Below are 12,255 nucleotides of genomic sequence, written 5' to 3' on the forward strand. Positions count from 1 at the left end.
GTTGAAAAAGGCTCGGATGACCTGAGGGTAGGGGTGAAAGGCCAATCAAACCCGGAGATAGCTCGTACTCCCCGAAATGTATTTAGGTACAGCGTCACGGTAGTCTGCTGGAGGTAGAGCACTGATAGGGCTAGGGCCCTTCACCGGGTACCAAACCCTGACAAACTCCGAATGCCGGCAGTACGGTCCGTGGCAGTGAGGGCGCGGGTGATAAGATCCGTGTCCGAGAGGGAAACAACCCAGACCGACAGCTAAGGTCCCCAAGTCCAGGCTAAGTTGAGCAAAGGGGGTCGGACTGCTTAGACAACCAGGATGTTGGCTTAGAAGCAGCCATTCATTTAAAGAGTGCGTAATAGCTCACTGGTCGAGCGGTCCGGCATCGAAAATTTGCGGGCATCAAGTCTGGCACCGAAGCTTCGGATTCAATCGATTCGTCGATTGAGTGGTAGGGGAGCATTCCAGCGGCGCCGAAGCCATCGCGCGAGCGGTGGTGGAGCTTCTGGAAAAGAAAATGTAGGTATGAGTAACGATAAGACGGGCGAGAAACCCGTCCGCCGTAAGCCTAAGGGTTCCTGATCAACGCTAATCGGATCAGGGTTAGTCGGGACCTAAGCCGAGGCCGAAAGGCGTAGGCGATGGAAAACGGGTCAACATTCCCGTACCACCCGAAGACGTTAACGTAAGGCGTGACGCAGAAGCGTAAGGCCCGCGCACAGACGGATGTGCGTTGAAGCACGTAGGCCGGGAAGTAGGCAAATCCGCTTCCCACACAGGCTGAAATGCGACAGTAGGGGGAACCGTCAGGGGAACCCATAGAGGCCCCAAGCCCGCTGCCGAGAAAAGCGTCGTACGTTGTCGAGGGTGCCCGTACCGCAAACCGACACAGGTAGGCAAGGAGAGCATCCTAAGGCGCTCGAGTGATTCACGGTTAAGGAACTCGGCAAAATGGCCCCGTAACTTCGGGAGAAGGGGCGCCTACCCTCACCGGACCGCTTCGGCGGTCCATAAAAGCGAGGGTGGGCCGCAGTGAAACGGCCCAAGCGACTGTTTAACAAAAACACAGCTCTCTGCTAAATCGCAAGATGACGTATAGGGAGTGACACCTGCCCGGTGCCGGAAGGTTAAGGAAGCGTGTTAGCCCTTCGGGGCGAAGCTCGCGACTGAAGCCCCGGTAAACGGCGGCCGTAACTATAACGGTCCTAAGGTAGCAAGGCTGCCTGCCTGCAGGGTAACCTGCAGGGCAAGCCCTGCTGTATGCGGGAACACCCTTAGAGCTGCTTCTACGTCCCCGGGCCTCGGGCCCGGCGTAAAAATGAAGCAGATTGGGCAATCCGCAGGAAACCCACCCCGCGTGGGGATCCTCAGAGGCCATACGCAGGGTATCCAGTCACAGAACGCGGTACCTGTGGGTACCGCGCGGGCCTAAACGAGTCATACCATGCAGCTTACACCCGACTGGGTGGTCGGCTTCGTCGACGGAGAAGGATGCTTCCACGTCGGCTTCACCGAACACCCGGAAATGACCACGGGTTACCAGGTTCTCCCTGAGTTCACCGTGGTTCAGCATCAACGCGACATGCCGGTGCTCTATGCCCTGAAGAAGTTCTTCGGCTTCGGCGTGGTGCGGAAAAACCATGCAGAACGCTATGCCTACCGGGTGCGCAAACTCGCCCACCTGGAGCAACTCTGCGAATTTTTCCTGCACCACCCCCTGAAAACCCGAAAGAACGTGGACTTCAGGAAATTCCGGCGCATCGTCCGGTTGATGCAGGAGAAGCAGCATCTGACGCGGGAAGGGCTGGTCGACATCGTCGCCATCGCGGCCACGATGAACACGGCCCAGCGCCCGCGCCTGGAAGCCATCCAGGCTCGTCTGGCCACTGGATAAAGAGATGGTCCACGCCTGTTGGAAACAACAGGGTTCGCGTGAGCGAAATTCCTTGTCGGGTAAGTTCCGACCTGCACGAATGGTGTAACGACTTGGGCACTGTCTCAACCGTGAGCTCGGTGAAATTGTGGTGCCGGTGAAGACGCCGGCTACCCGCAGCGGGACGGAAAGACCCCGTGCACCTTTACTACAGCTTGGCATTGACTTCGTCCAGAGCATGTGTAGGATAGGCGGGAGACTGTGAAGCGGCGTCGCCAGGCGCCGTGGAGTCGCCCTTGAAATACCGCCCTTGCTCTGGTTGAAGCCTAACCTGCGGCCGTGATCCGGTCGAGGGACAGTGTCAGGTGGGTAGTTTGACTGGGGCGGTCGCCTCCTAAAACGTAACGGAGGCTCCCAAAGGTGCCCTCAGCACGGTCGGTAATCGTGCGCAGAGTGTAAAGGCATAAGGGCGCTTGACTGCGAGACAGACAGGTCGAGCAGGGACGAAAGTCGGGCTTAGTGATCCGGCGGTTCCGCATGGAAGGGCCGTCGCTCAAAGGATAAAAGGTACGCCGGGGATAACAGGCTGATCTCCCCCAAGAGTTCACATCGACGGGGAGGTTTGGCACCTCGATGTCGGCTCGTCGCATCCTGGGGCTGGAGAAGGTCCCAAGGGTTGGGCTGTTCGCCCATTAAAGCGGCACGTGAGCTGGGTTCAGAACGTCGTGAGACAGTTCGGTCCCTATCTGCTGCGGGCGTAGGAGACTTGAGCGGATCTGCTTCCAGTACGAGAGGACCGAAGTGGACGAACCTCTAGTGTACCTGTTGTGGCGCCAGCTGCACCGCAGGGTAGCTATGTTCGGATGGGATAAGCGCTGAAAGCATCTAAGCACGAAACCCACCGCAAGATGAGGTCTCCCCTACGGGTCGTTCTAGATGAGGACGTAGATAGGCGGCAGGTGTACGCACAGTAATGTGTTCAGCCGAGCCGTACTAATTACCCGTGCGACTTGAGCCTTTTGTTTTACCCGCGTCACCTTTCGCACAGGTGCTCGTCACCCACGTGATACCCGCTCGGCGCATTGCGCTCCGGAACATTCCTCATGTCACCCTCTTTGATCTCGGTGACTATAGCGCGGGGGAACCACCTCTTCCCATTCCGAACAGAGAAGTTAAGCCCCGCAGCGCCGATGGTACTGCCTTCATGGTGGGAGAGTAGGTCGTTGCCGAGGTCTCTTTCCTTCGAGAAGCCCTGTCGTCGTCTGACGGCAGGGCTTCTCGCTTTTTGACCAAGGCTTCGCCACCTCCCACCCCGGAACGATCGCCCCCTTTCGTATTTTAAGCCTTCCAACGTCCGACCCTTTGCTGCTCCTGCACGCATGGCCACCACCCTCCTCCGCGATCCCGAAGTCACCCTCGAACTGGCCCTCGAACATGGCCTCACCGAGGAAGAATACGGCTGGATCCTCGAAAAACTGGGGCGCACGCCCACATTCGTCGAACTCGGCATCTATTCCGTGATGTGGAGCGAGCATTGCTCGTACAAGAACTCCATCGCGGTGCTGAAGACGCTCCCGCGCGAGGGGGGCGCCCTGCTCGTGGGCGCGGGCGAGGAGAACGCCGGCCTCGTCGACATCGGCGATGGGCTGGCGGTGGCCTTCAAGATCGAAAGCCACAACCACCCCTCGGCCGTCGAGCCCTACCAGGGCGCGGCCACGGGCGTCGGCGGCATCCAGCGCGACATTTTCACCATGGGCGCCCGGCCCATCGCCTCCCTCAACTCGCTCCGCTTCGGCCCGCTCGAAAGCCCCCGCGTGCGCTACCTCGTCGACGGCGTCGTGCGCGGCATCGGCGACTACGGCAATGCCTTCGGCGTACCCACCGTGGCCGGCGAGGTCTACTTCGACCCCGCCTACGAGGGCAACCCGCTCGTCAACGCCATGAGTGTGGGCGTCGTGAAGGTGGGACAGACGGCCTCCGCCATCGCCACGGGCGTCGGCAACCCGGTCTACATCGTCGGCTCGGCCACCGGGCGCGACGGCATCCACGGTGCCACCTTCGCCTCGGAGGAGATCTCCGAGGCGAGCGAGGCCAAACGCCCCAGCGTGCAGGTGGGCGACCCCTTCACCGAAAAGCTGCTCCTCGAGGCCACGCTCGAAGTCATCCGGGCCGGCGTGGTCGTGGGTATCCAGGACATGGGCGCCGCCGGGCTGACGTGCTCCTCGTGCGAGATGAGCGCCAAGGGCGGCTGTGGCATGGTGCTCCACGTCGACCGCGTGCCCATGCGCGAGGAAGGCATGACGCCCTACGAGGTGATGCTCTCCGAGAGCCAGGAGCGGATGCTCATCGTCTGCCAGAAGGGCAGGGAGGCCGAACTGGAGGCCATCTTCGCGAAGTGGGACCTCCACGCCGTGCAGATCGGCGAGGTCACCGGCGACGGGCGCGTGAAGGTCTACTGGCACGGTGAGCTGGTGGCCGACGTGCCCGCCGAACACCTGGTCCTCGGCGGCGGCGCCCCGGTCTACTACCGCGAGACGCGCCGCCCCGCCTACCTCGACGAGACCGCCGCCTTCGACGTCGCCACGGTGCCGGACGTGGCCCCCGGCGCGGCCGGCGACGTGCTCCTGCGCCTGCTCGGCGCGCCCAACATCGCCTCGAAGCGGTGGGTGTTCGAGCAGTACGACCACATGGTGCGCACCAACACCGTCGCCGGGCCGGGCCCGACCGACGCCGCCGTCATCCGCCTCAAGGGCACCCGGAAGGGGCTGGCCGTCAAGACCGACTGCAACGGGCGCTACGTCTACCTGAACCCCCGGCGCGGCGGGCAGATCGCCGTGGCCGAAGCGGCCCGCAACGTCGTCTGCGCCGGCGGCAAGCCGCTCGCCATCACGAACTGCCTCAACTTCGGCAACCCGTACAAGCCGGAAGTCTACTGGGTCTTCAAGGAGGCCGTCGGCGGGATGGGCGACGCCTGCCGGGTCTTCGATACGCCCGTCACGGGCGGCAACGTGTCGTTCTACAACGAGAACCCGAACGGCGCCGTCTTTCCGACGCCCACCATCGGGATGCTCGGCCTGGTGGAAGACGTGGCGGCGCACACTACGACGGCCGCCCTGAAGGCCGCGGGCGACGTCGCCTTCCTGCTTACCCCGGCCGCCTGGACGCACCGCGACGACCTGGGCGGGTCGGAGTACCTGGCCTGCATCCACGGCCGCACCGCCGGCGACGCCCCGCATCTGGATCTGCAGGAGGAAAAAGCCGTACAGGAGGCGATGCTGGCGCTCATCCGCGCCGGCCTCGTCCGCAGCGCGCACGACGTCTCGGACGGCGGGCTGGCCGTCTGCCTGGCCGAGAGCGTGCTCTTCTCGGACGGCCTCGGCCTGCGGGTGGACGTCTCCGCCCCCGGCCTGCGCCGCGACGCCGTCCTCTTCGGCGAGGCCCAGTCGCGCATCGTCTTCACCGTGGCGCCGGACCGCCTGGCCGACGTGGCGGCGCTGCTCGAAGGCCGCCCCGTGCGGGCCACCCGCCTGGGCGAGGTGACCGCCACCGGGCGCCTGACGCTGGCGCTCGACGGCACGACGGTCCTCGACCTGACGCGGGCCCAGATGGCCGACCCCTACGAAAACGCCCTGCCGGCCCGCCTGAACGCACCGGTGGCCGGCTGACCCTGCCCTCATCTGGTATGTTGCTTGCTCTGACCGGCGACGATCCCGCGGGGAAACCCCGGCTGCCGGCCCTCGTGTAACGGGGGGCCGCTCGTTTAAACAAACAAGCGATATGCTTCCACCAAGACCGAAGAAAACTATGGCACAGAACGCCAAATACGTGACGGTGACCGACAGCACCTTCCAGGATGAAGTGTTGAACGCCGACGTGCCCGTGCTCGTCGACTTCTGGGCGACCTGGTGCGGGCCCTGCCGGGTCATCGCGCCGGTGATCGAGCAGCTGGCCGAGGAGTTCGAGGGCCGTGCCAAGGTGGCCAAGATGGATGTGGACCATAACCCGCAGACGCCGATGGCCTATGGCATCCGCTCCATCCCGACCCTGCTGTTCTTCAAAGACGGCAAAGTGGTCGATCAGATGATCGGGGGCTCCCCTTCGATGAAGAAGGCGCTGGCGGCCAAGCTCGAAGCCCTCACGGCACAGACAACGGCCTGAACGGCACGCGGCGGCGCGGCCGCCTGCCGTCCGTTCTTTTGCCCGGAGGAAAGGCTTGTCCTCTTCTCCGGGCCTTTTTTCGGCGATGCCATGACGCCATCCACCTCCAATCTGGAACGGACCATGACACGATCCTCCCGCTCGCAGGAGACGCCAGACCTTACCCCCTTCGACGGGATCGACTTCTCGAACGCCGAGCACCGGCACGTCGTCATCATCGGGACGGGGCCGGCAGGGCTGACGGCCGCGCTCTACGCTGCGCGGGCCAACCTGGAGCCGCTCGTCTACCAGGGACCCGAACCGGGCGGCCAGCTCACGACCACAACCGACGTCGAGAACTATCCGGGCTTTCCCGATGGTATCCTGGGGCCGGAACTGATGCAGCGCTTCGAGCAGCAGGCCGCCCGGTTCGGCGCCGAACTGCGCTGGGGGCTGATCACCGCCGTCGATTTCTCGCGCCGTCCCTTCCGGCTGATCGCGGACGAAACGACCCCCCTGCTGGCCGACACCGTCATCATTGCCACCGGCGCTTCGGCCAAATACCTGGGGCTGCCCAACGAGAAGCGCCTCCTCGGGCGCGGCGTCTCGGCCTGCGCCACCTGCGACGGCGCGTTCTTCCGGGGCGAGGAGGTGGCCGTCGTCGGCGGGGGGGATACGGCCATGGAGGAGGCCCTCTTCCTTACCCGCTTCGCCACCCGCGTCCACGTCATCCACCGGCGCGACGAGCTCCGGGCCTCGAAGATCATGCAGGAGCGGGCGTTCAAAAACGAGAAGATCGTGTTCGTCTGGAACACCGTGGTGACGGACGTGCTCGGTGAGAACGAGGTCGAAGGGCTGGCCCTGATGAACACGCAGACGGGCGAGACGTCCACGCTGCCCGTCAAGGGGCTCTTCATCGCCATCGGGCACAAGCCGAACACGGAAATCTTTCGGGGCTGGCTCGACATGGATGACCTCGGCTACATCCGCACGAAGCCGGGTACGTCGTACACGAACATTCCCGGTGTCTTCGCCAGCGGTGACGCGCAGGACCACGTCTACCGCCAGGCCGTGACGGCGGCCGGGACCGGCTGCATGGCGGCCATCGATGCGGAACGTTTCCTGGCCGCCGAGGCCCACGCCGCCGCAGGGGCGCCGGCCGCCACCGCTTCAACTTCCTGAAACCCCGCCGGGGACGCTGAACGCGGCGAGCAGGTAGGCCGCCGCCGCGGCCACCATGACGGCCGCGAAGCCTGCTTCCACGGCGAGCAGGGTGGCCAGCGCCGTGCTGACGACCGAGAGGCAGCCGTTGATGCCCCACGCCCAGGGGACGTGCCCGGCCCGGTGCCGGGCCAGCCGTCGCAGGCCGAGCGGAAAGGGGAAACCCATCACAAAGGCCGGCGGGGCCAGCAGCAACAGCGTCACGAGCGCCTTGAGGCCCGGTGCCAGGGCGATGGTCGCCCCGAGCAGCGGCGGGAGCACAACGACGTAGAGGAAGAGCAGCAGGGCAATCAACCCGGCTACCCTGCGGAGCAGCGGAGGGCGGGGCGTGAAGCGCTCGGAGACATAGCTGCCGGCGCCGGAGCAGATCAGGATCACGCTGATCACGGCGGCGGCAGCGTAGAGCGGGGTGCCCAGGTAGAGCGTGAATTGCTGGATGAGTACCATCTCGACGAACAGGTAGCCGAGCCCGAGGCCGCCGAAATAGAGCAGGGTGCCCGGTTTGCCGGGCTCGCGCCAGCCAAGGCGCCACAGCGGCAACAGGATCAGGAGCATGGCGGCGGCGACGAGCTGGAGCAGGGTCAGGCCCACCACCAGCAGGCCCAACTCCAGAAAGGGCACCGTCCGCTCGCCGAACTGGGCGGCCAGGTGTGGCAGGCTACGCCATCGGACGAACTGGTCGAAGTACGGGCGGTTGTCGGTTGCCGGGCGCACGCGGAAGGCATAGGTCGCGTAGAAGTGTTCCCTCGGCACGTGCCCGTCGCGTGCAGGAGCGAGCAGGGTGTCCACGTAAGCGAAGAAACGGTCGTCCTGCAGGCGATTGTACTGGGCGTGCTCCGGGGGTCTCAGGGTTGCCGGCAGCACGGGATCGAAGCCGAGGCGGTCGGCGAACCGGCGGACGCGCTCCGGGGCATCCGGGGGCAGGGGCGAGCGCGTCAGGACGAAGGTGATGGTGCCCCAGCCCCGGACAGCGGCCAGGTGCCGTTCGGGCGGGCTGGCGCCTTCGGCCTGGAGCACCTCGACGAGCGTGGCCAGGAGGCGAAGCGGGTGACGGTACGGATAGTCCAGCCAGGTCGAAAGGGCCAGGGCACCGTGCGGTCGTAGCCGGTGCCACATGGTGCGCAGGGCCTCTTTCGTCAGGGTGTACTGCTCCTGCAACGCCGAGAAACCGACCGTTCCGCCGAAGGCCCCCGTGGTAGGCAGGACGATCAGGTCGTAGGTCGCGGTGTCGGCGGCCAGGAAGGCGCGTGGCTCGGCGACGCGCACGGCCAGCGCCGGGTGGTGAAACAGCGAGTCGGTGCGGGCGGCCAGCTCGTGCCGCATCAGGTCGACCGCAGCCCGGTTGGGCTCGACCGCCGTCACGTGCCCGGCGCCGTTGGTCAGTGCCTGGGCCACGCGTTCTCCCGTGCGTGCCTCCAGCACGAGCACCCACTCGCGCGGCCCGAGCGCATACGGCAGGGCCGACGTGGTGAAGTCGAGCAGGTGCGTGGTGTCCGTGCGCGACCAGGCGGTCACGGCACCGAACCAGTTGCCGTTGTTGAAGACCGCCTCCTGGGGCGGGACGGTTCCGGTGTAGGACAGGCTCAGGCCGGGAGCATGTCGCAGGGCCGGCGAGGCGACTACCTGGAGGAAGCCGTGCGGGCTGCTTCGTGCGAGCACGATGCGCGCCTCCGGCAAGGCCAGGGTGCGGCTCAGGTCCTTGTATTCGGAAAGGACGAGGCGGGGCGGCCGGAGGAGAAAGCACAGCGACAGCGCCCCGCCGGCCAGGGCGGCCAGCCGGAACGCCCTCCGGTGCCGCCGGGGCCGGACGACCAGGGCGGCCGCGACGGGGAAAAGGGCAACCAGGGCCGGCAGGGCCGGTGGGGCGGCCACATGCAGCAGCACCACGGCCACGAGCCCCCCCAGCCCGGAGCCCAGCAGGTTGGCGAAGTAATAGGTGCCCACCTGCGCGGCATACCACACGAAGACGAGACCGATCGCAAGTGCGCCCAGAAAGAAGGGAATGAAGAAAAGCAGGTAGGTGACGGCCAGCGACCCGGCGTGAGCGGCATCGACAAAGAGCAGGTAGGCATCGAAGCGGGCGAAGGGCTGCTGGGAGAGACCCGTCACCGTGGCCATCGTGGCCCCGCAGGCCAGCATCAGCACCGGCACCAGCGCCTCGAACCGGCGGAGCATCCACACCCGGGCCAGGGCAATCAGGGTGCCGGCGGCGCCAAAGCCCAGCAGGGCCACCGAAATCACCATGTAGGCAAAATGGTACCACTGCACCAGCGACAGCACCTGCATCAGCACCAGCTGGAAGGCAATCAGGGCGACCGACAGCAGCGCAACCGCTATGTGACCGCGCGTGGAGGCGGCAGGGCGGCACAGGGCGCGACGGGTCGGTGCGGCAGGCATCGGTGGTATGCAGGCGGACTACACCCTCTGGACGTGTGACACGTCCCTCACCCACCCCGGCGGAAGGGGACGAAACGAACGGGTACGAGGCTCTGCGTGGTCACGCGCCCCCGCCGGTCTTTCTCGACAAGCATGAGCGTCTGCGTGCGGAACGGCGAGCCGACCGGGATGACCATCCGGCCGCCCCGCTTGAGCTGGTCGATCAGCGGCGGGGGAATATGCTCCGCGGCCGCCGTGACCACGATGGCATCGAACGGGGCATGGGCTGCCCAGCCCTCGTAGCCGTCGCCCTGCCGGACGCGGACCCGGGTGTAGCCGAGGTCGGCCAGGCGACGGGCGGCGCTTTCGGCCAGCTCCGGCACGATCTCGATCGTGTACACCGTGTCGACGAGCTCGGCCAGCACGGCCGCCTGATAGCCGGAGCCGGTGCCGATCTCAAGGACGCGATGGGACGGCTCCGGGGCCACGAGCGCCGTCATGTAGGCGACGATGAACGGCTGGGAGATCGTCTGCCCGTAGCCGATCGGCAGGGGAAAGTCGTGATACGCGTAGGGACGCTGGTCTTCCGGTACGAACAGGTGACGGGGCACCTTCCGCATGGCCCGTAAGACACCGGGGTGCGTGACCCCCCGCGCCTCGATCTGCTCACGCACCATGCGCGCCCGGCGAGCCGCGTAGTCGGTCGTGTCGACGGGCACGTCGCTGCACAGGAGAAGACCGAGGAGGAACGGCAACATCGGAGGCGGGACAGGGGGCGGGAAGGCCGACGCCTATAAAACCGATGCCCCGTCGTTCTGATCCTCGGGCGGTCCGGCCGCTTTCCTGTGGAGAAGGGGGCCGCAGGGGGTACCGGGGGCACGGCCTGCCGCACAGGCGGTTGGTTTGGCGCGTGCCGGGCCCGGATCTCACTTCCGAAACAGATTTGTGAGCACAAACCAGATGTTTTCCTTTCGCTCACGCAGGCGACGGGTGAAGTAGGGCAGCCACATCCGCCCGTAGGGGACGTAGATCCGCATCCGATAGCCCTCCTGCACGATCTGTACCTGGGTCTCGGGCCGGATGCCGTAGAGCATCTGAAACTCGAACGCGTCGCGATCGATGCTTTTTTCGGCGACGAATCGTTTCGTGGCGTCGATGAGCCGGTCGTCGTGGGTGGCGATGGCCGGATAGCGGCCGTGCAGGAGGAGATGCTGCATGTATTCGATGAACCGTGCCCGGATGTCGTCCATGTTCTGGTAGGCAATGCTCGCCGGTTCCTTGTAGGCTCCCTTGCACAGGCGCACCCGGGCCTTCAGGGCGCACATGCGCTCGACGTCCTGCGCCGTGCGTTTCAGGTAGGCCTGCAGCACGATACCCACGTGGTCCGGGTAGTCCGGGTAGACTTCCTCGAACATCGAGAGGGTGGATTCGGTCACGTCGCTGCCTTCCATGTCGAGCCGGACGAAGATGTCGGTCTGCCGGGCCACGGCCAGCAAGCGCTTCAGGTTGCCAAGCCCGAAGTCGTAGTCGATCTTCTGCCCGATCATGGAGAGCTTGATCGAGATGGTGGCCCGGAGCCCGTGCTCGGCGCGTTCCCGGGAGAGCGTTCGCAGCAGGTCGATGTAGAGGTCGCAGGCTTCGTTGGCCAGTGCCTTCTCGTCGATATATTCTCCAAGCAGATCGAGTGTGACGAGCAGCCCCTTCCGGTTGAGTTCGTGGACGATGGGCAGGGTGCCTTCGAGCGTTTCGGCGGCGACGAAACGACGGGCCAGGATGAACGGAAGCCGCATGCGTATGAATGGCTGGTTGGTACGAACGGGGGCACGAAGGCACCTCGGCCCGGGCGCCCGAAGCGCTTCCGAATATACTGCATTCCCGTGAGGTGCAAAAACGCGACCACCGGCGACCCCGGGCCCGGGAAGACGATTCACATCGCCTTCGCGAAAGCCGGTGAATCAGCCGCCGCGTTGCCGCATTCAACAGGCAAACCAGGGTTGATACGATGGACGTAGCGGATCTGAGAAAGGAATATGGCGGTGCCGGGCTTTCCGAGACCGACGTTGCCGCCGATCCCGTCGAACAGTTTGCCCGCTGGTTCGAGGTGGCCGTGGCGACGGTGCCCGAAGCCAACGCCCTGACGCTGGCGACCGCCTCGCCGGAAGGCCGGCCCTCGGCCCGTATCGTGCTCCTGAAAGGGTTCGACGCCGAGGGCTTTCGGTTCTTCACCAACTACGAGAGCCGGAAAGCCCGTGAACTCGAGGCCAATCCCTGGGCGGCCATGGTCTTCTGGTGGGCCCCGCTGGAACGGCAGGTACGCATCGAAGGGCGAACTCGCCGCCTTCCCGAGCCCGAATCGGACGCCTACTTTCAAAGCCGGCCGCTCGGCAGCCGCCTGGGAGCCTGGGCCTCTCCCCAGAGCCGTCCCCTCCCGGACCGCCGGGTGCTGGAGGAACGCCTGAAGGAGGTCGCGGCCCGCTTTCCGGACGGCAAGGTGCCCCGGCCTCCCTACTGGGGCGGCTACCTGCTCGTCCCGGAGACCTTCGAGTTCTGGCAGGGCCGGCCCAACCGCCTGCACGACCGCCTCCACTACCGCCGCACCCCCGGCGGGACCTGGACGCTCGAACGCCTGGCGCCCTGACGACGCGGAGTGACGG

Annotated in this window: 7 protein-coding genes and 2 rRNA genes (1 of these 9 only partly in view); 6 read left to right on the forward strand and 3 right to left on the reverse strand. The window is 65.6% G+C overall.

The genetic code is table 11. The annotated features are described in order from the left end of the window. The 5 genes from GQ464_RS10590 to trxB all read left to right on the forward strand — a co-directional run. Positions 1–2,885: ribosomal RNA gene (locus tag GQ464_RS10590) — 23S ribosomal RNA — on the forward strand; it begins 824 nt to the left of the window's first position. Positions 2,886–2,987: 102 nt separating this feature from the next. Continuing rightward, positions 2,988–3,099: ribosomal RNA gene (rrf, locus tag GQ464_RS10595) — 5S ribosomal RNA — on the forward strand. 147 nt (positions 3,100–3,246) lie between these two features. Next, positions 3,247–5,532, forward strand: a complete 2,286-nt coding sequence (gene purL / locus GQ464_RS10600) for a phosphoribosylformylglycinamidine synthase subunit PurL (protein WP_166979555.1) — start codon at positions 3,247–3,249, stop codon at positions 5,530–5,532. Between the two features lie 139 nt (positions 5,533–5,671). Beyond that, on the forward strand, positions 5,672–6,025 hold the full coding sequence (gene trxA, locus GQ464_RS10605; RefSeq protein ID WP_166979557.1) for a thioredoxin: 354 nt from the start codon (positions 5,672–5,674) through the stop codon (positions 6,023–6,025). A gap of 123 nt (positions 6,026–6,148) precedes the next feature. Then, positions 6,149–7,186, forward strand: a complete 1,038-nt coding sequence (trxB, locus tag GQ464_RS10610) for a thioredoxin-disulfide reductase (RefSeq protein ID WP_166979559.1) — start codon at positions 6,149–6,151, stop codon at positions 7,184–7,186. Here the strand turns inward: trxB and GQ464_RS10615 are convergent. The 3 genes from GQ464_RS10615 to GQ464_RS10625 all read right to left on the reverse strand — a co-directional run bounded on the left by GQ464_RS10615 (position 7,175) and on the right by GQ464_RS10625 (position 11,391). Then, entirely contained in the window at positions 7,175–9,622 is a 2,448-nt protein-coding gene (locus GQ464_RS10615) for a spermidine synthase family protein (RefSeq protein WP_166979561.1), read from the reverse strand. The genes trxB and GQ464_RS10615 overlap by 12 nt on opposite strands. Positions 9,623–9,669: 47 nt before the next feature. Then, complete coding sequence (locus GQ464_RS10620) at positions 9,670–10,359, reverse strand: protein-L-isoaspartate(D-aspartate) O-methyltransferase (protein WP_166979563.1); 690 nt, start codon at positions 10,357–10,359, stop codon at positions 9,670–9,672. A 168-nt stretch (positions 10,360–10,527) separates the two neighbouring features. Then, entirely contained in the window at positions 10,528–11,391 is an 864-nt protein-coding gene (locus tag GQ464_RS10625; protein ID WP_228350196.1) for a proline dehydrogenase family protein, read from the reverse strand. A 212-nt stretch (positions 11,392–11,603) separates the two neighbouring features. On the opposite strand from GQ464_RS10625, the gene pdxH reads away from it, so the two are divergent. Continuing rightward, the gene (pdxH, locus tag GQ464_RS10630) at positions 11,604–12,239 is read left to right on the forward strand and encodes a pyridoxamine 5'-phosphate oxidase (RefSeq protein ID WP_166979565.1); all 636 of its coding nucleotides are present in this window, start codon (positions 11,604–11,606) and stop codon (positions 12,237–12,239) included. Positions 12,240–12,255: the final 16 nt, after the last annotated feature.

This window comes from Rhodocaloribacter litoris (assembly GCF_011682235.2).
Classification (GTDB): Bacteria; Bacteroidota; Rhodothermia; order Rhodothermales; family ISCAR-4553; genus Rhodocaloribacter; species Rhodocaloribacter litoris.